Annotated in this window: 10 protein-coding genes; 3 read left to right on the top strand and 7 right to left on the bottom strand. The window is 66.2% G+C overall.

Annotated elements, in window-relative coordinates; translation table 11 throughout:
* Positions 1-177: 177 nt before the first annotated feature.
* The 7 genes from OU995_RS27510 to OU995_RS20345 all read right to left on the bottom strand — a co-directional run bounded on the left by OU995_RS27510 (position 178) and on the right by OU995_RS20345 (position 20,400).
* Positions 178-1,752 carry a methyl-accepting chemotaxis protein gene (locus tag OU995_RS27510; protein ID WP_324288627.1) on the bottom strand — a complete coding sequence of 525 codons (1,575 nt, stop codon included), beginning with the start codon at positions 1,750-1,752 and terminating at the stop codon, positions 178-180.
* A gap of 202 nt (positions 1,753-1,954) precedes the next feature.
* A complete protein-coding gene (locus tag OU995_RS20370; protein WP_267831944.1) occupies positions 1,955-2,932 on the bottom strand; it encodes a hypothetical protein in 978 nt (325 codons plus the stop codon).
* A gap of 27 nt (positions 2,933-2,959) precedes the next feature.
* Positions 2,960-3,766, bottom strand: coding sequence for a DUF5672 family protein (locus OU995_RS20365; protein WP_267831943.1), 807 nt, complete (start codon positions 3,764-3,766; stop codon positions 2,960-2,962).
* Between the two features lie 13 nt (positions 3,767-3,779).
* Complete coding sequence (locus tag OU995_RS20360; RefSeq protein WP_267831942.1) at positions 3,780-4,937, bottom strand: glycosyltransferase family 4 protein; 1,158 nt, start codon at positions 4,935-4,937, stop codon at positions 3,780-3,782.
* Between the two features lie 151 nt (positions 4,938-5,088).
* Positions 5,089-9,537, bottom strand: coding sequence for a hypothetical protein (locus OU995_RS20355; RefSeq protein WP_267831941.1), 4,449 nt, complete (start codon positions 9,535-9,537; stop codon positions 5,089-5,091).
* Positions 9,538-9,891: 354 nt separating this feature from the next.
* Positions 9,892-19,344 carry a hypothetical protein gene (locus tag OU995_RS20350; RefSeq protein ID WP_267831939.1) on the bottom strand — a complete coding sequence of 3,151 codons (9,453 nt, stop codon included), beginning with the start codon at positions 19,342-19,344 and terminating at the stop codon, positions 9,892-9,894.
* Positions 19,345-19,755: 411 nt separating this feature from the next.
* A complete protein-coding gene (locus OU995_RS20345; RefSeq protein WP_267831938.1) occupies positions 19,756-20,400 on the bottom strand; it encodes a GntR family transcriptional regulator in 645 nt (214 codons plus the stop codon).
* A 183-nt stretch (positions 20,401-20,583) separates the two neighbouring features.
* Between OU995_RS20345 and scpA the strand changes: the two genes are divergently transcribed.
* The 3 genes from scpA (at position 20,584) to OU995_RS20330 (ending at position 25,484) form a co-directional block, all read left to right on the top strand.
* On the top strand, positions 20,584-22,785 hold the full coding sequence (gene scpA / locus OU995_RS20340; protein WP_267831936.1) for a methylmalonyl-CoA mutase: 2,202 nt from the start codon (positions 20,584-20,586) through the stop codon (positions 22,783-22,785).
* A gap of 217 nt (positions 22,786-23,002) precedes the next feature.
* Positions 23,003-23,959, top strand: a complete 957-nt coding sequence (gene meaB, locus OU995_RS20335) for a methylmalonyl Co-A mutase-associated GTPase MeaB (RefSeq protein WP_420714895.1) — start codon at positions 23,003-23,005, stop codon at positions 23,957-23,959.
* The gene (locus OU995_RS20330; RefSeq protein ID WP_267831932.1) at positions 23,952-25,484 is read left to right on the top strand and encodes an acyl-CoA carboxylase subunit beta; all 1,533 of its coding nucleotides are present in this window, start codon (positions 23,952-23,954) and stop codon (positions 25,482-25,484) included. The genes meaB and OU995_RS20330 overlap by 8 nt, the downstream gene beginning before the upstream one ends.
* The last annotated feature ends 156 nt before the right edge of the window (positions 25,485-25,640 follow it).

Below are 25,640 nucleotides of genomic sequence, written 5' to 3'. Positions count from 1 at the left end.
CCGCGTGGTGGAAGCAGGGGCTGGCTCAGCCAGTTCTTCAGCCTAACGCGGCATTTCTGCCGGGGCGCTGCTGAGGCATTGTTGAAAGCCCAAGCGCCCCATTTGCCGTGAGCACACTGATCAAGGCCTGAAGAAGTCGATGGAAGCCGCGCTCCCTCTGGACGCGGTCAACGCGGCTCACGCCATCCGCAACCCATCCCGCAACTTGAATCGGGAAATCAGCTCAGACAGCGCCTGTGCCTGTTGCCGCAGGCTTTCCGCCGCTGCCGCGCTTTCTTCCACCAGCGCTGCGTTCTGCTGCGTCCCCTGGTCGATCGCTGCCACTGCGGCATTGACTTCGCCAATGCCGGTGCTTTGCTGCTCGGTGGCGCTGTTCAGGTCGTTCATCAGGGCCGTCACCGTGCGCACTTGCTGAACGATGTCGCCCATCGTGCGGCCGGCTTCACTCACCAGGGCGCCGCCCGCATCCACCTTCGCCACGCTGTCCGAGATCAGTGTCTTGATTTCCTTGGCCGCATGGGCCGAACGCTGCGCCAGCGCACGCACTTCACCGGCCACCACCGCAAAGCCGCGTCCTTGTTCGCCGGCACGGGCCGCTTCCACCGCTGCGTTCAGCGCCAAGATGTTGGTCTGGAAAGCGATGCCATCAATCACCCCGATGATGTCGTGAATGCGGCGGCTGGAGCCGTTGATGGCTTCCATGGTGCTGATCACCCGGCCCACCACTTCACCGCCTTCGCCAGCGACCTTGGCGGCTTCGCTCGCCAGATCGGTCGCCTTGCGCGAGGTGGCGGCGCTGTGCTGCACGGTGGAGGTCATGTGGGCCATCGACGAAGCCGTCTGCTGCAGCGCACTGGCCTGGGATTCGGTCCGGACAGACAGATCCTGATTGCCAATGGCGATCTGCGACGAGGCCGTGGAAATGCCGTCAGCGGCTTCACGGACGTTGCGCACCATGCCGGAGAGGTTGTCGCTCATCGACCGCAGCGCGCCCAGCAACTGCGCCATTTCGTCCTTGCCCGTCACTTCGATCTGTTGGCGCAGGTCGCCCTGGGCCACCGACTCTGCCAGGCTGATGGCGTGGGACAGCGGACGCGTCACACTCTTGCTGATCACCCAGCCCAGCACGCCGGCCACCAGGGCTGCACCCATGGCAGTGAGGATGAGCATCCAGCGGTCCCGGTTCAACTGGGCCGTCGCATGGGCGGCCTCCTCCGCCGCGCGTTTCTCTTCAAACGCGAAGATGTCGCTGGTGGCCTTCAGCAGCGCCGCGAGCAGCGGCCGGCATTCGGTGTTCATCCGGGTGATGGCTTCGTCTTTCTGACCCTTGTGAGCCAGCCCCACAATGCTCAGGGCCACCGGGCCATATGTCTCTTCCACACTCTCCACGCGGGCGACGAGTTCCCGATCCTGGGCTGTTGCATCAGGCTCTGAAATGTCCTTCTTCAGCCGGGCCAGCCTGTCCTTCACACGGCCGTGGGCCTCCGTCACTGCGGCCAACTCCGTGGCGCGGTCCTCGGCGGTGGTGACCAGCACCAGATTGCGAGCTGCAATCGCCCGGGACTTGGCGGCGGTTTCCAGTTCCGCCACCAGTTGCAGCCGGTCCCCGACGCCCTCCACATAGTCATGGAATTGGGCGTTGGCATGGCTGAGCCAGTTCAGCCCAGCGCTGGCGACCCCCACGACGATGAGGGCCATCAGACCGAAACCGGCCCATAGTTTGGTCTTGACCTTGAGCGATGTGAGCAGCATGTGTGACCCTCTGACTGAAGCGCATGAACTCGTCCTTCACGCTGCTGCCACTGTTTGCTGGGCTGCTGGGCTGCGCGGTTCGAGAATGGATGGATCTTCAATCAGCAGCCGCCCGATTTGAAGGCCGTACCGGCGTCGTCAAGGGGAGGTGTAGCGCTCAAACCGGTGTACGCAAAACACCTACACCGTCGGCGGATGCTCCTCAGCACCCAAAGGCATGCGCCAACCCGGCGACTTCCCGTTCAAAGACCATCCGCTCGCGCAGCACCGCCTGGCGCGCCGGCAGGCTCAGTTGCAGATAAAGCTCGTACTGCTGCATCAGCTGCTGGGCACCGGCAAACACCTGGTCCACCTGATCGGGCTTGAAATAGCACTCTTCCGGCAAGGCGTAGTCGCGGGAAGCGCCCACATCCAGGGCAAACACACAGCAGTCCCGCATGAGGGCCTCACGCGCCAGACGGTCCTTGCCGGGGAAGTTGCCCAGGTCAATAAAGAGCCGGCTGCGCCCCAGCGCTTCATACACCTGCGCCCGGCTCATGCCCCGGATCAGATGGACCTTGCAACCGTTCTCCCGTTCCAGCCGCGCAGCGATGGCAGCCACGTCAAATAGCACCTTGTGGTTGGCATTGAGCGCAATGTCGGTTTTGGGCAGCCCGTCGGACACGACCGCCCCCGGGGTGTAGTCCGACAGCGGCAGCGTGCGATGGCAGCCCAAGGCGCGGATGACCTGGTGCGCATATCCCGATTGATAGGTGTGCAGCACCCGTTCACTGCGCAGCGCATTGAGGTTGATCTTCTGAACCGCCAGGTATTCAAAGGCGTTGTCGATGCTCAGCCACCAGACCATCGGTGTGCAGGGCTGGAAATAACGCAGCCAGTGCACATAGGTCTCGGCGAGCACCACGCAGGTGTCGGCATTCATGACGATCTGCTCCGCCAGCCGGACCTGGTATTTCTCGTAGTCCGCCACGGTGTTGGGCCGGGGCTGCAGTCGCAATGCCGTGTCCGGACCCAGGCCGTTGCCGCGATGGAGCTGGTCGATGGCGGGCAGGTCGCTGGGCAGCACGTACCAGACACGGGCGTCATGCCCCTGGCGGATCAGTGCGTCGGAGAGCTGGTGCAGGGCTTCCGGGCCACCGGTCTGCACGCCGTGGGGGATCAGGATGATGATCTGTTTCATCGGGTGGATGTCGGTTGTGGCAAGCGCTCAGGCCTGCGGTGCCGCTGCGGCTGTCAGCGCCGCCAGCCGTTGCTGCAAGCGCTCGGCCGCCGCCGGGGACACCACCTGCAGCCCCGGCAGCAGGTAGTTGCTGCGGCTGCGGATGATGCGGTCGGACAGGTGCTCCACCAGGAAATCCGGAATCTCCCGGTAGACCGAGGGCAGATGGAAGATGCCGTGAAAGCCGAAGGTGGGGAAGGGCACCGCCGGGAACTCGACCGAGAAGTGTTGTGCAATCGCCTTGGGCGCAAACCGGCAGCCCATCCCTTCCAGCGTCTCCCGCATGCGGCGGCAGATGAACAGATCTTCCGCCTCGGTCGGGTCGTTGTAGTCCAGTTGCGCCACGGCCTGCACCAGCCGGCGGGAACGCCAGGAGAAGCCGCCGTTGCCCACCTCATGCCGGTCGTAGTTGGGCCACGGCGCGCCGATGTAGTCGTAGTGCAGGAAATGCGGCGAGAACTGGTCGGCATTCAGCACAAAGCCGTCGTACTGGATCACCAGCACGAAGTCGGCGCTGAGATGGCGGGCCAGCTCGCGGGTCACCAGCAGGTTGTATTCGGTGATGGAGCGCAGCGTGGGGATGCGGATCACCGGCAGGCCCGGCCACAGCTCGGGCCGGTCCGAATAGATCAGCACCTGGGAAAAGGGCAGGCCCTGCCGTTCCATGGCCTGCATGCTGTGCAGCAGCGCCTGGCGCGCCAGTTGATGCAGGTCGGTGTCGATGATGGCCACCGCGAGCGTGGGCCCGTGGTGGGGTGGGGCGGCCGAGGGCAAACCAGCAGCAGTGGAGGTCATGGGCAGCGCCTTCTCAGCAGAGGTCCAGCAGTTGGCGGGTCACCGGACCCCAGGAGAAGCGTTGGGCCAGCCGCTGGCGGGCCGCTTCACGGCGGGCCGGCGGGGGCAGGCGCTTTTCCACCACCTGCAGCATGGCTTCGCGCAGGTCTTCCAGGTCCGGCACCACAAAGGCGCCGCCCACGGGCTGCGGCGCATCGGCCGGTGTGCCGGGGCGGGTGAAGAGGCGGTGGCACAGCTCGGGCGGGGTGAAGTCGTCGGTGGCCCCGCCGCCGCTGACGATCACATGGGTGCCGCAGCCCATGGCCTCCAGCACCGGCAGGTTGAAGCCTTCGGCGCGGTAGGGCGAGACATAGGCGTCCGACAAGGCATACAGCGAGCGGATCTGCGGCAGGTTCAGGCTGGTGGAGAGCACGGCGATGCCGTCTCGCACCACCGGCAAACCCAGTTGCGGTGCGCGGGCGGCCATTTCGGCAAACACCCGTTCCACCGAGATGCCGTACAGCCCCTGGTGGTCCTTCAGGATCAGCCGCACCGGCAGGCCGGACAGCCGCAGTTCGGCAAAAGCCAGCAGCAGCAGGTCAATGCCTTTGTTCCAGGTGGCCACACCCACGTTGGTGAAGACGATCTCGTCGGGGCGGATGTTGAGCGCCTGGCGGGCCTGCTGGCGCTGCTCGTCGGTCATCGGGAAGAAGGTGTCGGTCTTGTAGCCGTGCGGCACCACCTGCACCTTGTCCGGATCGAATCCGTATTCCACCAGCCGGGCCTTGGACCAGCGGGTGGGGGTGATGACCTGGTCGTCGCCCTGGGTCAAGGCCGACGGCGGCAGGTCCGGCGGGTCGAAGCTCTTGCCGCTGAGGCCGAATTCGGTCACCACGAAGGTGAGATGGCGCCGTGCCAGCTCCGGGCGTCCCAGGCGCACCGGTGAGGCGATGCGCAGGCAGGTGTCCATCACCTGCTCGCCGGGGTCCGCCAGGCCGTCGATGATGGCGCGCTCCTCGGGGGAGAAGCCGGAGTCCAGCTTGCTGCGGTCCCAGTGCGGCATGAAAAACGGCGCGTCCCGGTGGAAGAGCTGGAAGCGCGAGTCTTTCACCATCTCCAGGATCTGGTTCTGGTTGACCATGGCGATGGAGTGATTCACCCCCCGCCAGCCCTCGATGCACAGAGTTTTCAACGCGTCGTCCTTCCGGTTGGCTCCAGGACCCGTGAACGGGCCACGGTCGGAGCATCATCGCGCCGATTGTGTCGCCGCGGTGAAGGACAGCAAGCAAAGAAAAGCCGGGCTCCCTCCAGGCTTCTTTGTTGCGGGGTCCCCGAAGCGAGCCTCAGAGGAGTGGCGCGGCGGTGGCGTCGTCGTCCGGGTTCCGTTTGAGGACGGCGGCCTGGACCAGCACGGACTGGGTCTCGGACGAGGTGGCGGGAGTGGCCGTCAGCAGACTGCCGGCCACGCTGGAACCATCGGATAGCAACCCACCCGCATCCTGGCCGGCGGTGCTGGGCGCCGCCAGCACATCGGTCGCCTGCACCGAGGTATCGCCCTTGGCGAACCAGACGTCCGCCATCTCGTGGGTGACCCCGTCGGCCGTCTTGTAGCCGGAGACGAGGCCGACCAGATTGCCGTTGTCCTGGCCGGTGCCGGCCTGGGCATTCAGGTCCAGTTCCACAATGTTCAACTGGGCAAGCGTCTTCAGCTCGCCTGCGTCGGTCTTGCCGTTGCCATTGGCATCCGCCCACACCCGCAGCTCCGAGAACGCAGCATCGGAGGCGGTGAGCGTGTGGTCGTGGTTGGTGTCCAGCGCCAGCATGGCCTGGTAGCCATTGGCCGCATGCTGGCCGTTGGCCAGTACCGTGCCGGTCCCAAACAGCTCCGCGCCGGAATTGATGACGCCGTCGCCATTGATGTCGCGCGCCAGCAGACCGTTGCCGCTGGCCATCCATCCCCATTGCTGCTGCTGGCCGGTGCCGTTCAGGTCGAACTGCACCCCCTGCTCGGCCGACACGGTGGAAATGCCCGCGCCATCCAGGTTCAGCATGATGGGGGTGGCCAGGAACAGCGCATCCAGTTGCTTGCCGGTCATGGCATGGATGGCGTCGGTGCTGAAGGCCAGCACCTGATCCATGCTCAGAGCGGCCAGGTCGCGGGTTTCCAGGCCCACCACCGCATCGCTGGTGATGGCGTGGATCTGGTCGACCGTCAGGGCCTTGGCCTGGTCGCGGGTAAGGGCGGTCAGGTCCTCACTGGACATGACGGCAAACCCATCCGACGAAATCGCCGCTATCTGGCTGCTGGTCATGGCCGCGATGTCGCGGCTGTCCAGCGCCTGGATGGCGTCGGTGTTCATGGCGGCAATCTGCTCGGTGTGCAGCGCCCGCAGCACCTGGGTGCTCAAGCCGTTGATCTGCTCCGACCCCAGCGCGGCGACCATGTCGGTGCCCAGGGCATTCAGCGTGGTGGAGCTGAAGCCCTTCATGGCCACCGAGCTGAGCACCGCAAAATCTTCGCTGGCAAAGCCCGCCAGCTGGCTCAGGGTGAGCTCGGTCACCTGCGCGCTGGTCAGCAGGTGCATCTGATCGGTGTTGAGCGCGGCAAAGTCACCGGCGTCCATCACGCGGATGGCCCGGCCGGGCAGCAGGGCGATGTCCTGCGGGTCCAGCGCGGCAATCTGGTCACTGGTCCAGGCCAGCACCTGCACATTGGTGAGGGCCGCCACCTGATGGGTGCCCAGCGCCGCAATCTGGTCGGTGTGCATGGCGGCGGCCTGCTGGAAGGTCAGGGCGGCCACTTGGGCGGTATTCAAGGCCTGGATCTGATCCAGGGTCAGCCAGCCGATCTGGTCGGTGTTCAGGGCCCGCAGCGCGGTGGTGTGGAGCTGCGCCAGGTCCTGGGTTTCCAGCGCGGCCATCTGGGTGGCGTCCAGGGCGGCCAATTGCGACGAGCGCAGGGCGGCAAACTGGGTGGTGGTCAGGGCCTGCAGCACATCGGTGGGCATCGCGGCGATCTGCAGGGAGGTCAGTGCGGCCATCTGCTTGGCGGACAGCGTCGCCATCTGCGCGCCATCCAGCGAAGCAAACTGGTCGCTGCCCAAGCCCAGCAGGGCCGTGCTGGAGAGCTTGGTGAGCTGCGCGGGCGTCAGGTGGTCCAACTGGTCCGCCGTCATGCCCATCAGCTGCTTGGATGTCAGGGACGCCAACTGCGCGTCCGTCATGCTGCCCACGCTGTCGCCGCTGAGGGCTGCAATCTGGGCCGAGTTCCAGCCGGCCAGCGCGCGGGTGCTGATCGCCGCCACATCGGCCAGTTCCAGATTGGCGATCTGGTCGGTGGTCAGGGCGCCGATCTGGCGGGACGACAACACGGCATATTGCGCCGTGTTCATTGCATTCAGATCCCCCTGGGACCAGGCCGCCAGTTGGGTGGTGGTCAGTGCGGCGATCTGGTTGGTGCGCATCGCATCGATCTGCGAATCGACCAATGCATTGATCTGGGCGGTGCTCAGGGCCTGCACTGCGGTGACGCTGAGGCCGATCACCCCCTGGCTGGACAGCGCGTCGATCTGGTCCGGCGTCATGGCCGCCACCTGGCTGGTGCTCAGTTGGGCGGTCTGGCTGCTGCCGAAGGCGCCAAACTGCTCGCGCGTCATCTGGCCGATCTGGGTGGACCCCAGCACCGCCAGATAGGCCGGTTTGATCGCTGCGAGCATTTCCGGGGCCAATTGCCCGATCTCATTGCTGGCGATGGCGGCGATCTGGAACGACGTCAGCGCCGCGAAATGATTGGTGCCCAGCGCGTTGAGCTGTTCGTGGTCCAGGTCCCGCACCTGGGCGGTACTCAAGGCTACCAGCTGGCTGGTGCGCAGGGCGGTGAGGGCGCCCGCGCCCAGGGCATCGAACTGGTCGGCGCTCAGGCCCTTGATGGCCAGCGTGTTGATGGCGGCCAGGGCATCGGTGCTCATGGCCACCACCTGGTCGGCCCGCAGGGCGGCGACCTGGGCGGAGTTGAGCACCTGTGCCTGGGTGGTGGTGAAGGCGCCCACCATGGCGACGTCCAGGGCCTGGACCTGGGCGGTGCTCAGAGAACGGATCACCGTGCCTGACAGGGCCCCGAAGTCATCGGTCTGCAGCAGCGACACCTGCTCGGTGGTCAGGCCCCTGAACTGCTGGGAACTGAAGGCCGAGAACTGGGTGGTGGTGAGGCTGTTGAGGTCGTCCGGCGTCAGGGCGGACAGTTGGGCCGTGGTCAGCGCCCGGACCTGCGCGGTGGTCAGCGCGGCCAACTGATCGGTGGTGAGCAGGTCCAGCTGGTCGGTCGTCAGGGTGGCGACCACCCGGGTGGTCAAAGCCTGGATGGCGCCGGTGCTCAGCGCCATCAGTTGGTCGGAGGTCAGGTCGCTCAGTTGGCGGGTGCCGATGGCGCCGGTCTGGCTGCTGCTGAGGGCGGCCAGTTGTTCCGGATCCAGGGCGGCCAGTTGCGCGCCGCTGAGGCCTTTCAAGGCGGTGCTGCTCAGGGCGGCGAGGTCGTCGGTGCTGAGCGAATGCAGTTGGCTGCCGGACAGGGCAGCCAACTGGCCGGAGGTCAGTGCATGGATCTGCTCGGTGGAGAGTGCGGCCAGATCATCGGTGTCGAAGGCTGCCAGTTGCCGGGTGGTGATCGCCTGGATCTGCACCGTCTTGAGGGCGGCCAGTTGCTCGGGATCCATGGCGGCCAGCACATCCGGCCGCAGTCCGGCCAGCGCGGCGCTGCTCAGTGACCGCAGCTCGTCGGTGCTGAAGGAAGGCAGTTGCTCGGAATGCAGGCCGATCAGCTGGAGCGAGGTGAGGCTGGACACCTGCTGCGGGGTCAGCCCGTTCAACTGGTCCGAACTCAATGCGGCCAACTGGCTGGAATCCAGGGCGCGCAGGCCCTTGCTGCCGATCACGCCGAGGTCTTCGGCCTCCAGTGCGGCGACCTGGGTGGTGTTCAGCGCCTTGATCTGCAAGGTGCTTACCGCGCTCATCTGCTCGGTGGTTAGCGCGGCCAGGTTGTCGGTGCTGAGGGTGCGGAACTGCTGGCTGGTGAGGGCGCCGATCTGCCGGGAGTCCAGGGTCACCAACGTCTCGGAGCTGAGGTGCGAGACGGTGGAGGTGGTGAGGTTGCGCACTGCCTGGGTGCTCAGGGCATGCAGTGCGTCTTCGCTCAGATTGTTGAGCTGGTCGGAGCTCAGGCCCTTGCTCTGGCTGCCGCTGATCGTACTGATCTGGGCGGTATCCATCGCGTTGAGCTGATCGGTGCTCAGGGCGCCGATCTGCACCGTATTCATGGCCTTGACCTGCAAGGTGGTCAGGGCGGCCACTTCGTCGGTGGCCAGGAGGGCGATCTGGGTACTGCCCAGGCCGCGCACCTGCACGGAGGTCAGTGCCTGGATCTGGGTGCTGTCCAGGGCGCTGAACTGGCTGCTGTCCAGTCGGCGCAGGCGGTCGATCGTCAGTGCGGGTACTTGCTCGGTGGTCAGTGCGTGGACCTGATCCGAGGTCAATGCCTGCACCGTCAGGGTGCTCAGCGTGCGGATGGCGGCCGTACTGATGGCCTGCACATCGCTCAGCTCCATCGCGGACAACTGCCCTGACGCCAGCGAATTCAGCTGGCGTGCGGTCAGGGCATGCACCTGATAGGTCGTCAGCCCGACCACCTGGGCGGCGGTCAGCAGCGCCCACTCCTCACCGGTCAGCGTATTGAGCTGGGTGGTGGTGAGTGCGCCGATCTGTTCCGGGGTCAGCGCTGAGACATCAAAGGTGGCCATTCAATCCTGGCATACAAGCAAACCCGACAAATCGTAAAGCGCCCGACCTCGCAACGCTCCCCAGTTCCCCGCTTCTTTCACGCACAAAGTCACTCGAACGCCCAAAGCGTCACCCCAACGGACCCCTGAGCCTCAGCCCCTCTCCGGCCGAAACGCACCAAACCTCAGCCCCTCATTCACCGCTCCTTTCACTCACCAAGTCACTTGAACGCGCGCAGCGCCGTTCAAGTGGGGCTCTCAGTAAGTGAAGCGGGCCGCCGCCGGGCCGCTCCCAAAGGCGGCCCGTGGCCCCCTCGGGGGGCGGATGGGCGCGCCCTAGGCGCGGCCAGCCGGGGGCTCAAATCCACCGGGGGCTCAAATCAACGGCGCGCTACCATTCTCCTCGTCCAGCTTGGGCTTCGCGATCGCCGCCAGCAGGTCATTGCTGACCGTGCCGGTGGTGGCTGTGGTCACCGACGTGGTGGCCGGTGTACCGGTCGCCGACGTGGCGGGTTCCCCCAGCAGGTTGGTGCTCGGGCTCGCCAGCAGATCATCCAGGCTCGGCGCAGCCGCCGTGCTGGACGACGTGCCCTGCACCGCCCCATCCTTGGCCAGCCACACGTCCGTCATCTCGTGCGTGGTGCCGTCCGCCGTCGAGTAGCTCGACACCAGACCCAACACGTTGCCGTTCTGCACCTCCGTGCCCTTCGTGGCATTCAGGTTCAGGTCGGTGATGCCCAGCTCCGCCAGGGTCTTCAGCTCACCCGCGTCGGTCTTGGCGTCGTGGTTCGCATCCACCCAGACCTGCAGCTTGCTGTAGTTGGCATCCGTGGCGTTGATGTGGCCATCCTGGTTGCTGTCCAGCGTGCCCAGGGCGGTGAAGCCGTCGGCACCCTTCTGGCCATTCACCACGGTACCCGCACCAAACAGTTCGCCACCGTTGTTGATCTGGCCGTCGCCGTTCAGATCCATCACCAGCAGGCCGTCGTTGCCGCCGACCCAGCCCCACTTGTCGTTATGACCCGTGTTGGTGAGGTCGAAGTTGACACCCTGGCTGGCCGACAGTGTCTGGATGCCGTTGCCATCCAGGTCCAGCATGATCGGCGTGGACAGGAAGACCGCGTTGTGCTGGGCATTCGACCAGCCGGCCATCTGCTCCGACGTGATCACCAGCGACTGCTCCATGTTCAGCGCGGCCAGATCCTGCGTGTCCCAACCAATGAACTGATCCGAGTTCATCGCCATGATCTGTTCGGTCGAGAGGCCCTGCACCTGCACCGAGGTCAGTGCTTGGATGTCTTCAGAGCCGAAGGCCACGATCTGGTCGGTGGTCAGCGCATGGATCTGTGCCGAGGTCATCGTCGAGATGTGCTGGCTGGTCAGGGCCGTGATGTCGTCGGTCGTCAGGGCCGCGATCTGGTCGGTGCCCAGGGCGCGGATCTGTGCGGTCGAGAACTCATGCACCTGGTCGGTCGTCAGTGCGGCGATCTGGTCGGTGCCGAAGGCATGCACGGCGGCGGTGCTCAGGGCATGGATGCCGGCCGTGGTGATCGCGCCGATATCAGCCGTCTCGATGCCCACGATCTGCCCACTGCTCACCGCACCCCACTGCGAGGCCGTCAGCGCATGGATCTGATCCGAGCTGAAGGCTTCGAAGTCGGCCGATCCGAAGGCCACCATGTTGGCGCTGCTGATCGCGGCCAGGTCACCAGTGTCCAGCGCCGCCACCTGGTCGGTGGTGAAGGCCTGCAACTGGGCCGAGTTCAGGGCCACCACCTGGGCCGAGGTCAGGGCCGCGACGTCGTCGGTCGCCAGTTGGCTGACCTGCAGCGTCGAGAAGGCGGCCACCTGCTGCGTGCTCAGCGCGGCGATCTGGTTGGAATCCAGCGCTTCCAGTTGTGCGCTGTCCAGCGAGCGGATGGCCAGCGTGCTCAAGGCGCGCAGGTCGGCCGTCTCGAAGGCCACCATCTGGTCGGTGGTCAAACCATCCACCTGGGCCGAGGTCAGCGCGGCCGTCTGCGTCGAGCTCAGGGCCACGATGGCATCGGTGGAAAGCGCGCCCAACTGGGCCGAGCTCAGCGCCTGCAGCTGGCTGCTGGTCAGGGACGCCACGTCGTCGCTGGTCATGGTGGAGACCTGCGCCGTCGTGAGGGACTGCAGCTGGCTGTTGGTCAGCGCGCGGATCTGGCTGCTGGTCAGGGCATTCAGATCGTCACTGGTCAGGTTGGACACCTGGGCCGTCGTCAGCGAGTTGACCTGGTTGGTCGTCAGCGAGGCGATCTGGTCGCTGTTCAGCGCTTCCAGTTGCTCGCTGGTCAGGGCACGCAGCGCCAAGGTCGAGAGGGACTTGAGGTCACCCGACTCGATCGCAGCCACCTGGTCGGTGGTCAGGCCCAGCACCTGGGTAGCGCTCAGTGCGGCCACCTGCGTGGAGGTCAGCGCCTCCACCGCCTCGGTGGAAAGCGCGCCCAACTGGGCCGAGCTCAGTGCCTGGATCTGGTTGGAGGCCAGGGCCGCGACATCGTCGCTGGTCATGGTGGAGACCTGGGCCGTGGTCAGCGAAGCCACCTGGGCCGTGGTCAGCGCCTTGATCTGCGCGCTGGTCAGGGCATTCAGGTCATCGCTGGCCAGGCTGCTCACCTGGCCGGTCGTCAGCGCGGCCACCTGCTGGGTGGTCAGCGCCTGGACCTGGTCGGTGCCCAGCGCGTCGATCTGGTCGCTGGTCAGGCTGCGCAGGGCCACGGTGGTCAGTGCCTTCAGGTCACCGGTTTCGATGGCGGCCATCTGGTCGGTCGTCAGGCCGGCCACCTGCTTGGTGCCGAGGGCGGCCACCTGCAGCGAGCTCAGCGCCACGATCGCGTCCGTCGCCAGCGCACCCACCTGGGCGGAGCTCAGTGCGGCCACCTGGTTGGTCGCCAGAGCGGCCACATCCGCCGTCTCCATCGTGTTGATCTGACCCGTGGTCAGCGCGGCCACCTGGGCCGTGCTCAGGGCCTTGATCTGGGCGCTGGTCAGGGCATTCAGGTCATCGCTGGCCAGGTTGCTGATCTGACCGGTGGTCAGGGCGGCCACCTGCTGGGTGGTCAGTGCGGCGATCTGATCGCTGTCCAGGGCCTCCAGCTCGGCGCTGCTCAGCGAGGCCACCTGGGCGGTGGTCAGCGAGCGCAGTTGGCCGGTGGTCAGGGCGGCGAAGTCATCGGTGGCCAGCTGGCTGACCTGGGCGGTCGTCAGCGAAGACACCTGTGCGGTGGTCAAGGCCTGGACCTGGTCCGTGGTCAGGGCCTGCAGTTGGTCGGTCGTCAGGGCACGCAGGGCCACGGTGGACAGCGACTTCAGGTCTCCGGTCTCGAACGCGGCGATCTGGTCGGTGGTGAGGCCCGCCACCTGACGGCTGGTCAGGGCAGCCACCTGGTTAGAGGTCATGGCCTCGATCGAATCCGTGGCCAGGGCGCCCACCTGGGCCGAGCTGAGGGCAGCGATCTGGTTGGTAGCCAGCGCCTGGACGTCGTCGCTGGTCATGGTGGAGACCTGCGCCGTCGTCAGTGCGGCCACCTGCTGCGTGGTCAGCGCCTTGATCTGCGCGCTGGTCAATGCGTTGAGGTCGTCGCTGGTCAAGTTGCTCACCTGGCCGGTGGTCAGGGCCGCGACCTGCTGCGTGCTCAAGGCCGCGACCTGGTCGGAGCCAAGGGCCTCCAGCTGGGTCGAGGTCAGGGATTGCAGCGCGTTGGTCGTCAGTGCCTTCAGGTCACCGGTTTCGATGGCGGCGATCTGGTCGGTCGTCAGACCGGCGGCTTGACGGCTGGTCAGGGCTGCCACCTGGCTGGAGCTCAGCGCCACCACTGCATCGGTGCTCAGCGCACCCACCTGGCCGGAGCTCAAGGCTGCGACCTGGTTGGAGGTCAGGGCGGCGACGTCGTCGCTGGTCATGGTGCTGACCTGCGCCGTTGTCAGTGCGGCCACCTGCTGGGTGCTCAGCGCCTTGATCTGGGCACTGGTCAGTGCATTCAGATCGTCGCTGGACAGGTTGCTCACCTGGCTGGTGCTCAGAGCGGAGACCTGGCCGGTCGTCAGCGCGGCGATCTGGTCAGAGCCCAGGGCATCGAGCTGGTCGGTGGTCAGGGCGCGCAGCGCGGTGGTAGACAGGGCCTTCAGGTCGCCGGTTTCGATGGCGGCCATCTGGTCCGTCGTCAAGCCGGCCACCTGCTTGGTGGTCATGGCGGCGATCTGGCCGGAACTCAGGGCCACCACCGCGTCGGTGCTCAGCGCACCCACCTGGCCGGAGCTCAGGGCGGCGACCTGGGCGGTCGTCAGGGCGGCGACATCGTCGCTGGTCATGGTGCTGACCTGGCCGGTCGTCAGGGCCGCCACCTGGGCGGTGCTCAGCGCCTTGATCTGGGCACTGGTCAGCGCATTCAGGTCGTCGCTGGAGAGGTTGCTCACCTGGCCCGTGGTCAGGGCGGCCACCTGCGCGGTGGTCAGCGCCTGCACCTGATCGGAACCCAGGGCATCCAGCTGGCTGCTGTCCAGCGCCCGCAGGGCGGTGCTGGTCAGGGCCTTCAGGTCACCGGTTTCGATGGCGGCCATCTGGTCGGTCGTCAGGCCGGCCACCTGCTTGGTGGTCAGGGCGGCCACCTGGGTGGAGGTCAGGGCCACGATCGCTTCGGTGCTCAGTGCGCCCACCTGGGCGGAGCTGAGTGCGGCCACCTGGTTGGTCGCCAGGGCGGCCACATCGGCCGACTCCATGGTGTTGACCTGGCCCGTGGTCAGGGCGGCCACCTGGGCGGTGGTCAGGGCCTTGATCTGGCTGCTGGTCAGCGCATTCAGGTCGTCGCTGGTCAGGTTGGAGATCTGGCCGGTGGTCAGGGCGGCCACCTGGCCGGTGGTCAGCGCAGCGATCTGGTCGCTGCCCAGGGCTTCCAGCTCGGCGGTGCTGAGCGAGGCCACCTGGGCCGTGGTCAGGGCGCGCAGTTGACCGGTGGTCAGGGCAGCGAAGTCGTCGGTCGCCAGTTGGCTGACCTGGGCGGTCGTCAGCGACGACACCTGGGCCGTCGTCAGGGCCTGCACCTGGTCGGAGCTCAGGGCTTGCAACTGATCGGTAGTCAGGGCGCGCAAGGCGACCGTGTTCAGCGCCCGCAGGTCACCGGTTTCAAAGGCGGCGATCTGGTCGGTGGTGAGGCCGGCCACTTGACGGCTGGTCAGGGCGGCCACCTGCGAGGAGGTCAGGGCTTCCACCGCATCCGTGGCCAGCGCACCCACCTGGGCCGAGCTGAGCGCGGCAATCTGGTTGGTGGCCAGGGCCTGGACGTCGTCGCTGGTCATGGTCGAGACCTGGGCAGTCGTCAGGGCGGCGATCTGCTGGGTGGTCAGGGCCTTGATCTGGGCGCTGGTCAGGGCGTTCAGGTCATCGCTGGTGAGGTTGCTCACCTGGCCGGTGGTCAGGGCGGCCACCTGCTGGGTGCTCAGGGCAGCGATCTGGTCGGAGTTCAGCGCTTCCAGCTGGGCGGAGGTCAGCGACGCCAGGGCGTTGGTGCTGATGGCCTTCACATCGGCGGATTCGATCGCGGCCACCTGGTCGGTACCCAGGCCGGCCACCTGCTTCGAGGTCAGGGCGCCCACCTGGGTGGAGCTCAGGGCTTCGATGGCTTCAGTGCTCAGCGCGCCCACCTGAGCCGAGCTCAGGGCCGCCACCTGGTTGGTGGCCAGGGCGGCCACGTCGGCCGACTCCATGGTGTTGACCTGGCCGGTCGTCAGCGCGGCCACCTGGGCAGTGCCCAGGGCGCGGATCTGACCGCTGGTCAGGGCGTTCAGGTCGTCGCTGGTCAGGTTGGACACCTGGCCAGTGCTCAGGGCCGCCACCTGCGCCGTGCTCAGCGCCTGCACCTGGTCGGAGCCCAGGGCATTGAGCTGGTCGGAAGTCAGCGAGCGCAGGGCGGTGGTGTTCAGGGCTCGCAGGTCGCCGGTTTCAATGGCGGCCATCTGGTCGGTCGTCAGGCCAGCCACCTGCTTGGTGGTCAGCGAGCCGATCTGGGTGGAGCCCAGGGCGACGATGGCGTCGGTGCTCAGCGCGCCGATCTGGGCGGAGCCCATGGCCTGCAGTTGATTGGTGGTCAGCGCCGCGACGTCGTCGCTGGTCATGGTGCTGACCTGGCCGGTTGTCAGTGCAGCCACCTGGGCGGTGCTCAGGGCCTTGATCTGAGCGCTGGTCAGGGCGTTCAGGTCGTCGCTGGACAGCGTCGACACCTGGCTGGTGCTCAGCGCCGCGACCTGCTGCGTGCTCAGGGCGGCGATCTGGTCGGAACCCAGGGCATCCAGCTGGCTGCTGTCCAGGGCGCGCAGGGCGGTGGTGGACAGGGCCTTGAGGTCGCCGGTTTCGATGGCGGCGATCTGGTCGGTCGTCAGACCCAGCGCTTGCTTGCTGGTCAGCGCGCCGACCTGCGTCGAGGTCAGGGCCGCGACGTTGTCGGTGGAGAGAGCGCCAATCTGCGTGGAGCTGAGGGCCGCGACCTGGCCGCTGGTCAGCGCCTGGACGTCGGCGCTTTCCATGCCATGGACCTGATCGGTCGTCAGCGCGGCGATCTGGGCGGTACCCAGGGCGCGGATCTGGGCGGTGCCCAGCGCATTGAGGTCTTCACTGCCCAGGGCCACCACTTGCGCGGTGCTCAGGGCCGCCACCTGGGCGGTCGTCAGCGCAGCCACCTGGTCGGAGGTGAGGGCGCCGATCTGGTCGGTCGTCAGGGCGCGCAGGGCCTGCGTGCTCAGGGCCTTCACATCCACGGTTTCGATGGCGCCGACCTGGTCGGTCGTCAGGCCCCCCACCTGCTTGGTGTTCAGCGGAGCGATCTGGGACGAGCTCAGTGCGGCGATGTTGTCGGTGGACAGGGCGCCGACCTGGGCGGAGCTCAGGGCCGCAATCTGGTTGGTGCTCAGCGCCTGCACATCCTCGCTGGTCATGGTGCTGACCTGGGCGGTGGTCAGCGCGGCGACCTGCGCGGTGGACAGGGCCTTGATCTGGCCGCTGGTCAGGGCGTTGAGGTCATCGCTGGAGAGATTGCTGACCTGGGTGGTGCTCAGCGCCGCCACCTGGGCGGTATTGAGTGCCGCCACCTGGTCGGAACCCAGGGCATCCAGCTGGCTGCTGTCCAGCGAGCGGATGACGTTGGTGGTCAGGGCCTTCAGGTCGCCGGTTTCGATGGCGCCGATCTGGTCGGTCGTCAGGCCGGCGGCCTGCTTGGTGCCGAGCGCGGCCACCTGCGAGGAGGACAGCGCGGCGATGTTGTCGGTGGCCAGCGCGGCGATCTGTGCCGAGCCCAGGGCCTGCACCTGCGCGGTGGTCAGGGCCTGAACATCCTCGCTGGTCATGTTGTGGATCTGGTCAGTCGTCAGCGCGGCGATCTGGGCAGTGCCCAGGGCGCGGATCTGCGCGCTGCCCAGCGCATTCAGATCGTCGCTGGACATGGCGGCCACCTGGCCGGTGGTCAGCGCAGCAATCTGGCCGGTTGTCAGGGCGGCGACCTGGTCAGAGCCCAAGGCGTCGAACTGGTCGGTGGTCAGCGAGCGGATGGCGCCGGTGGAGAGGGCACGCAGGTCGGCCGTCTCGATGGCGGCCACCTGGTCGGTGGACAGGCCGGAAATCTGCTTGGTGCTCAGCGCCGCGACCTGGGTGGAGCTCAGGGCGGCGATGTTCTCGGTGGACAGCGCACCCATCTGGGTGGAGCTGAGGGCGGCGACCTGGTTGGTGGTCAGCGCCTGCACATCGGCGCTTTCCATGCCTTGGACCTGTTCGGTCGTCAGGGCCGCGATCTGGCCGGTGCCCAGCGCACGGATCTGCGAGCTGCCCAGGGCATTCAGGTCGTCGCTGGACATCGCGGCCACCTGGGCGGTGGTCAGCGCCGCCACCTGGCCGGTGCTCAGGGCCTGGACCTGGTCGGTGCCCAGGGCATTGAACTGGTCGGTGGTCAGCGAGCGGATGGCGCCGGTGGACAGGGCGCGCAGGTCACCGGTTTCAATGGCGGCCACCTGGTCGGTGGTCAGGCCGGAGATCTGCTTGGTGCTCAGGGTGGCCACCTGGGCCGAGGTCAGCGCGGCGACGTTGTCGGTCGTCAGCGCGGCCATCTGGGTCGAGCTGAGGGCCTGGACCTGACCGGTGCTCAGGGCCTGCAGGTCGGCACTTTCCATGCCGTGGACCTGGTCGGTCGTCAGCGCGGCCACCTGGGCGGTGCCCAGGGCGCGGATCTGGCCGGTGCCCAGGGCATTGAGGTCGTCGGTGGACATGGCGGCCACCTGACCAGTGGTCAGGGCAGCCACCTGCTGGGTGGTCAGCGCGCCGACCTGGTCGGAATTCAGGGCATCAAACTGGGCGGTGGTCAACGAACGCAGGGCATTCGTGGACATGGCGCGCAGGTCGCCGGATTCAATCGCGACCACCTGGTCGGTGGTCAGGCCCAGCAACTGCTTGCTGGTCAGCGACGCGACCTGGCCCGAAGTCAGGGCCACGATGGCGTCGGTGGACAGCGCCGCCACCTGGGCGGAGCTGAGGGCAGCAATCTGGCCGGTGGTCAGCGCCTGCACGTCGGCGCTTTCCATGCCCTGCACCTGGTCGGTGGAGAGCGCGGCGATCTGGGCGGTGCCCAGGGCGCGGATCTGGCTGCTGTCCAGCGCATTCAGTTCATCGGTGGAGAGCACCTGCACCTGGGCGGTGGTCAGCGAACCGACTTGTGTGGAGGTCATCGCCGCCACCTGGTCCGAGCCCAGGGCCTGCACCTGGTCAGTGGTCAGTGAACGCAGCGTGGCGGTGGAGATGGCCTTGATGTCTTCCGAGCTGATCGCGGCGATCTGGTCGGTGCTCAGGCCCTTGGCCTGGGTGGAGGTGAGGGCGCCGATCTGGCTGGAGCTCATCGCCTCGATGGAATCGGAGGTGAGGGCGCCCAGTTGGCTGGAGCTGAGGGCGCGCACCTGGGCGGTGGACAGCGCCTGGACATCCTCGCTGGCCAGGCCACCGATCTGGTCGGTGCTCAGGGCAGCGATCTGCTGGGTGGTGATGGAACGGATCTGGGTGGTGTCCAGCGCCGAGATGTCGTCACTGCTGAGCTGGCGGATCTGCGCCGTGGTCAGCGCCCCGATCTGCTGGGTGGTCAGCGCGGCCACCTGATTGGAATCAAGCGCCCCGACCTGGTCGGTGCCCAGCGCATGGACGGCGGCGGTGCTCAGGGCCTTGACGGCGTCCGAGGTCAGCGCGGCGGCCTGGTCGGAATTCAGGGCCGCTGCCTGGGTGCTGGAAATCGAAGCAGCCTGCTGAGTGGTCAGGGCGGCCACGCCGTCGGTCGAGATGGCGGCGACCTGCGAGGAACTCAGGGCGCGGATCTGGTCGGTCTTCAGGGCCTGCAGGTCATCGGAAGCGAGCGTGCTGATCAGCGCGGTGGAGATGGCGGCCACCTGTTGGCTGCTCAGCGAGCGAATCTGGTCGGAGCCCAACGCATTCAGGTCATCAGACTCCAGGCCCCGCACCTGTTGTGTGGTCAGCGAGCCGACCTGGCGCGTGGTCATGGCGCCGAACTGGTCCGAGCCCAGCGCATTCAGCTGTTCGGTGGTCAGTGTCCGGACGGCCGCAGTGCTCAGGGCCCGCAGGTCATCGGATTCGATGACCGCAATGTTGGCCGTCGTGAACAAGGACACGGCCTTGGTGCCCAGCGACGCAAATTGGTCGGTGGTCAGTGCCTGGAACTGATCGGTGGTGAACGCGGCCCAGTCCTCACTGGTCAGGCGCGCGAGCGTGGCGGACGTCAGCGTCTGAATCTGGTCGGTGGACAGGTTGGTAATGAGCGATGCCATCTTTGAAGCTCCGTGACTATGGGCGGTGCGCCCATAGGCGCTCGTTGTCGATCTAACTGCAGGTGGGGGTCGAGCGACCGGCTCCCGTCATTCGGTTTTCGGACACGAATTGACAAACTTGAGCCAACTCAGAAATGGTATGGCTCATGGCTTTACGTGGAAGCAAACAAAAGGCGCACTAGTCGGCCTCAGTTCACAGTTACGCGGGGCGCGTAAAGCCCATGGATGCGGGGGGTGGTGATGCTTGCCTAAGCACGTATTCATCGGCCTGGCAGGCGGTTGCTGCAGCGATGAGGCGCGCCCCAGGGGGCGCGGCGTGACAGATTTCTCATGTCACCCCGAAACATTCAAGTAGATGAACATCGGCTTTGATCAATGTCACCGCCGACATGAACGCGGTGAGTTTGGGGATCAGTTCACGCGATGGCCGGTGGCTTGAAGCCCGTGCTCGAAGTGCAAACGCATCAGCCGAGCGACAGTGTCGGGGTCACGTTGCAACAAAGCGTGAAGAATGTCGCGGTGTTCCTGCAGCGAGTCCTGCAGGCGGCCCTGCATAAAGAGGGAATGGTGGCGGTTGAGTTTCATCACGCGTCGAAGGTCGGTGATGAATTGCAAGCGCCAACGGTTGCCGTCCAGCTCAATGATGCGCAGGTGGAAGCGCTCATTGGCGGCGAAAAACTGCTCGCGGTCCGGCAGGGAGGCTTCGAGTGCCTCATGCAGGGTGGCCAACTCGGCCAGATCGGCGTCCGAGCCATGGCGGGCCACCTGGGCGGCGGCGTCGCTCTCCAGCAGTGAGAGCAGCTGATAGGCCTCGCGCACGTCGCGCTCGGACATTTCGGTGACGTAGGCCCCACGTCGCACCCGCATCGTCACCAGACCTTCGCTGGCCAGCACCTTCAGCGCTTCACGCAGGGGCGTGCGGCTGATGCCGAGCTCCGCGCAGAGCTTCAGCTCGTCAATCCAGCTGCCCGGTTCCAGCTCCCGGTTGAAGATGCGCTGACGCAGGCGCTCCGCCACCTCTTCATAGAGGGCGCGTGGGGCTAGCGGGGACGACATCGCCGAGGGCAGGGACGACATATCTATAGAGGGAGGGGATGGATGGGGCGATGACCGCACTCTTTTTGAGCGAGATCAGCGTCACCGGGCTCAAGTCGATGTCAGAGTGTAGTCAAATCTTGAATTCATAATTATGAATAAGCAGGGCGCTATGATCGTCTTTGCGTGCAGGAGATACGTTTCATGTCTGATGAATCCAGGGTTTCCCAAGCTGCGGCCGCCTCCTCGGAGGCGGCCCGTGAATTCGCTCCGGTCACCCTGGAGCAGTGGCGCAAGGCGGCGGCCAAGTCTGCCCCCGGTGGGGATGTGGATGCCCTGAACTGGCAGACGCCGGAAGGGCTGGTCGTCAAGCCGCTCTACACGGCGGAGGATGTGCAGGGCCTGCCCCATGCCAACACCCTGCCAGGTTTTGAACCGTTCCTGCGCGGCCCGCAGGCCACGATGTATGCGGTCCGGCCCTGGACCATCCGCCAATACGCTGGCTTTTCCACGGCCGAAGAAAGCAATGCGTTCTACCGCAAGGCTCTGGCAGCGGGCGGGCAGGGGGTGTCGGTGGCGTTCGACCTGGCGACGCACCGGGGGTATGACTCCGACCATCCCCGGGTGACCGGCGATGTGGGCAAGGCCGGCGTGGCGATCGACTCGGTGGAGGATATGAAGATCCTCTTCGACGGCATTCCGCTGGACCGGGTGTCGGTCTCCATGACCATGAACGGCGCCGTGCTGCCGGTGCTGGCCGGTTATGTGGTGGCGGCGGAAGAGCAGGGGGTGTCGCAGGCACAACTCAGCGGGACCATCCAGAACGACATCCTCAAGGAGTTCATGGTCCGCAACACCTATATCTACCCGCCGGAACCGTCGATGCGCATCATCGGCGACATCATCGAGTACACCGCCCGGCACATGCCGAAGTTCAACTCGATCTCCATCAGCGGCTATCACATGCAGGAGGCGGGCGCGAATCAGGCGCTGGAGCTGGCTTTCACCCTGGCCGATGGCAAGGAGTATGTGAAAACGGCCATTGCCAAGGGCATGGATGTGGACGACTTCGCCGGTCGGCTGTCGTTCTTCTGGGCCGTGGGCATGAACTTCTATCTGGAGATTGCCAAGATGCGGGCCGCCCGCCTGCTCTGGTGCCGGATCATGAAGGGCTTCCATGCAAAGAACCCCAAGAGCCTGATGCTGCGCACCCACAGCCAGACCTCCGGCTGGAGCCTCACCGAGCAGGACCCCTACAACAACGTGGTGCGCACCACCATCGAGGCGATGGCCGCCGTGTTCGGGGGCACCCAGTCCCTGCACACCAACTCGCTGGATGAGGCGATTGCGCTACCCACCGAATTCAGTGCGCGCATTGCCCGCAACACCCAGCTCATCATCCAGGAAGAAACCCACATCACCAGCGTGATCGACCCCTGGGCCGGCAGCTACATGATGGAGTCGCTGACACAGGACATGGCGGACAAGGCCTGGGCCATCATCCAGGAAGTGGATGCGATGGGCGGCATGACCAAGGCGGTGGACTCCGGCTGGGCCAAGCTGAAGATCGAGGCCAGCGCGGCCGAGAAGCAGGCGCGCATCGATGCCGGCAAGGACGTCATCGTGGGTGTCAACAAGTACCGGCTGGGCAAGGAAGACCCGGTGGAGATTCTGGAGGTGGACAACGTCAAGGTCCGCGACAGCCAGATCACCCGGTTGAAGCAGTTGCGGGCCGCGCGGGATGGCGCGGCCGTCACCGCGGCCTTGCAGGCGCTGACCGATGCCGCACGCAGCGGCCAGGGCAACCTGCTGGACTTGAGCATCCAGGCCATCCGCTTGCGGGCCACGGTGGGCGAGGTGTCCGATGCGCTGGAGGCCGTGTTTGGCCGTCACCGTGCCGACACCCAGAAGGTCAGCGGCGTGTATGCCGCCGCGTACGACTCGGCCGAAGGCTGGGAGCGGCTGCAGCAGGAAATCGCCGCCTTTGCCGAAGAACAGGGCCGTCGCCCCCGGGTGATGATCGCCAAGCTGGGTCAGGACGGCCATGACCGTGGCGCCAAGGTGGTGGCCACCGCCTATGCGGACCTGGGATTCGACGTGGACATGGGCCCGTTGTTCCAGACGCCGGAAGAATGTGCACGGCAGGCCATTGAGAACGACGTGCATGCGGTGGGCGTCTCCACCCTGGCGGCCGGCCACAAGACCTTGGTCCCCGCCATCATCCAGGCGCTGCGCGATCAGGGGGCGGACGACATCATCGTGTTTGTGGGCGGTGTGATCCCCGCGCAGGACTACGACTTCCTCTATGAAGCCGGCGTCAAAGGCATCTACGGCCCCGGCACGCCGATTCCGGCCAGCGCCAAGGACGTGCTTGAACAGATCCGCAAGGCGGCCACGACGGTCTGAGGCGGATGGTGCGCCCCTCCATGTTCCGCCTGGCTTTGATGGCCCACGCGAAATGGCCCTGCTGATGCACAAGGACTTGCCTCCCGCGACTGGCAGCGCCGCCCAGGCCGAGACGCATGCACCGGTCCTGGCCCCGGCCGATGCGCATGCGCTGGGCTCGGCTGCGCCGCTGGTGAGCGCCATCCTCGGCGAGCCCGGAGCACGTCAGCGACGAGCCATGGCCAAGGCCATCACCCTGCTGGAGTCCACCCGTGCCGACCACCGCGCCCAGGCCGATGCGCTGCTGACGGAACTGCTGCCGCGTACGGGCCAGTCCTTCCGGCTGGGCATTTCCGGTGTTCCCGGCGTGGGCAAAAGCACCTTCATTGAAGCGCTGGGTCTGGCCTTGATCGGGCAGGGCCACCGCGTGGCGGTGCTGGCGGTGGACCCGTCCAGCAGTGTCTCCGGCGGCTCCATCCTGGGGGACAAGACCCGCATGGAGCGGCTCTCCATGGACGAACGCGCCTACATCCGCCCCAGTCCCTCCAGCGGCACGCTGGGGGGCGTGGCGGAAAAAACCCGCGAGGCCATGCTGGTGTGCGAGGCCGCCGGCTTTGATGTGGTCATTGTGGAGACAGTGGGCGTTGGGCAGAGCGAAACCGCTGTGGCGGGTATGACCGACATGTACTGCCTGCTGCAGCTGCCCAATGCCGGTGACGACCTGCAAGCCATCAAGAAAGGCGTGATGGAGCTGGCCGACCTGGTGGTGATCAACAAGGCCGACCTGGATGATGCGGCCGCCACGCGGGCGCAGGCGCAGATCACCTCCTCACTGCGGCTGTACGGCATGCACCGCCGCGCCGCACCAGCGGGCACACCGCCCGCCTGGGTGGCGCGTGTGATGCGCTTGTCCGCGCTCAAAGGGCAGGGCATTGACGAGTTCTGGGCGGCCGTGACGGAGTTCCGATCGGTCCAACAAGCCAACGGCGGCCTGGCGGCCAAGCGCCGCCAGCAGGCCAAAGCCTGGATGTGGGAACGCATCCAGGCCGGGCTTCAACAGCAATTCAGCTCAGCGCCTGCCGTGCGGCAGGTGATGGACGACACCCTGGCGCAGGTGCTGGAAGGGCGGCTGGCCGCCTCCACGGCCGCGCGCCGGCTGCTTGCACGATTTTCCGGAGACCACACAGATGCATGACATTCGACAGATGCTCGAAGACAAACGCGAGCAGGCTCGGCAGGGGGGCGGAGAACGCCGGATATCGGCCCAGCACGCCAAGGGCAAGCTGACCGCGCGGGAGCGGCTGGACCTGCTGTTTGACGACGGCACGTTCGAAGAATGGGACATGTTTGTGGAACACCGCTGTGTCGATTTCGGCATGGCGGACCAACGCATTCCCGGCGATGGTGTCGTAACCGGCTACGGCATGATCAACGGCCGCCTGGCCTTTGCCTTCAGCCAGGATTTCACCGTGTTTGGGGGCGCGCTGTCCGAGGCGCATGCCGAGAAAATCTGCAAGGTGATGGACCAGGCGATGAAAGTCGGCGCGCCGGTCATCGGCCTGAATGATTCCGGCGGGGCGCGCATCCAGGAGGGGGTGGCCTCGCTGGGCGGTTATGCCGAGGTGTTCCAGCGCAATGTCATGGCGTCCGGCGTCATTCCGCAGATCAGCATGATCATGGGCCCCTGCGCCGGGGGCGCAGTGTATTCGCCAGCCATGACCGACTTCATCTTCATGGTGAAGGACTCCAGCTACATGTTTGTCACCGGCCCCGAGGTGGTGAAAACGGTGACGCATGAGGAGGTGACCGCCGAAGAACTGGGCGGTGCCACCACCCACACCAGCCGCAGCGGTGTGGCGGACCTGGCCCTGGAGAATGATGTCGAAGCCATTCTGATGCTGCGGCGCTTCTTCAATTACCTGCCGCTCAACAACCGCGAGAAGGCGCCGTGCCGCCCCAGCGGGGACCCGGGCAACCGGCTGGACTATTCGCTGGACACGCTGGTGCCGGACAACCCCAACAAGCCCTACGACATGAAGGAGCTGATCCTGAAGGTGGTGGACGACGGCGACTTTTTCGAGCTGCAGCCGGAGAACGCCAAGAACATCATCACCGGGTTCGGACGGATGGAAGGGCAGACCGTGGGCATCGTGGCCAACCAGCCGCTGGTGCTGGCGGGCTGCCTGGACATTCGCAGCAGCATCAAGGCGGCGCGGTTTGTGCGCTTCTGTGATGCGTTCAATATCCCGGTGATCACCTTCGTGGATGTGCCGGGCTTCATGCCGGGCACGAGCCAGGAGTATGGGGGCATCATCAAGCACGGAGCCAAGCTGCTGTATGCCTATGCCGAGTGCACCGTGCCCAAGGTGACGGTGATCACGCGCAAGGCGTATGGGGGCGCGTATGACGTGATGAGCTCCAAGCATCTGCGGGGGGATGTGAACTTCTCCTGGCCGAATGCCGAGATCGCGGTGATGGGGGCGAAGGGGGCGGTGGAGATCATCTTCCGCGAGGACAAAAACGACCCGGCCAAGCTGGCAGCGCGTGAGGCGGAATACAAGGCGCGTTTTGCGAATCCGTTTGTGGCGGGCGCACGCGGGTTTATTGATGACGTGATCCAGCCGCATGAAACCCGCAAGCGGATCTGCCGGTCGCTGGTGATGCTGAAGGACAAGCAGCTCGATAACCCTTGGCGGAAGCACGGGAACATACCGCTGTAGATGTTGGCCCCCCAGTCGCTATCGCTCCTGCCCCCGAGGGGCGCCGCCCAGCGGCCTGGCAGAGCCAGATCCGCGGGCGTGGCTGGATGGGGGTCCCAGTCGCTGCGCTCCTGCCCCCGAGGGGCGCTGCGCAGCGGCCTGGCAGAGCCTGGTCGG

The sequence above is a fragment of the Roseateles sp. SL47 genome (genome assembly GCF_026625885.1).
Lineage (GTDB): Bacteria > Pseudomonadota > Gammaproteobacteria > Burkholderiales > Burkholderiaceae_C > Roseateles.
Note: the sequence above shows the minus strand (reverse complement) of the source record. Positions and strands in the feature narration are given on the sequence as shown.

What these genes read in the sequence shown, in the direction of transcription:
- OU995_RS27510 (WP_324288627.1), bottom strand. Translation starts at nt 1,752, where the DNA reads ATGCTGCTCACATCGCTCAAGGTCAAGACCAAACTATGGGCCGGTTTC.
- OU995_RS20370 (WP_267831944.1), bottom strand. Translation starts at nt 2,932, where the DNA reads ATGAAACAGATCATCATCCTGATCCCCCACGGCGTGCAGACCGGTGGC.
- OU995_RS20365 (WP_267831943.1), bottom strand. Translation starts at nt 3,766, where the DNA reads ATGACCTCCACTGCTGCTGGTTTGCCCTCGGCCGCCCCACCCCACCAC.
- OU995_RS20355 (WP_267831941.1), bottom strand. Translation starts at nt 9,537, where the DNA reads ATGGCCACCTTTGATGTCTCAGCGCTGACCCCGGAACAGATCGGCGCA.
- OU995_RS20350 (WP_267831939.1), bottom strand. Translation starts at nt 19,344, where the DNA reads ATGGCATCGCTCATTACCAACCTGTCCACCGACCAGATTCAGACGCTG.
- OU995_RS20345 (WP_267831938.1), bottom strand. Translation starts at nt 20,400, where the DNA reads ATGTCGTCCCCGCTAGCCCCACGCGCCCTCTATGAAGAGGTGGCGGAG.
- scpA (WP_267831936.1), top strand. Translation starts at nt 20,584, where the DNA reads ATGTCTGATGAATCCAGGGTTTCCCAAGCTGCGGCCGCCTCCTCGGAG.
- meaB (WP_420714895.1), top strand. Translation starts at nt 23,003, where the DNA reads ATGGCCAAGGCCATCACCCTGCTGGAGTCCACCCGTGCCGACCACCGC.
- OU995_RS20330 (WP_267831932.1), top strand. Translation starts at nt 23,952, where the DNA reads ATGCATGACATTCGACAGATGCTCGAAGACAAACGCGAGCAGGCTCGG.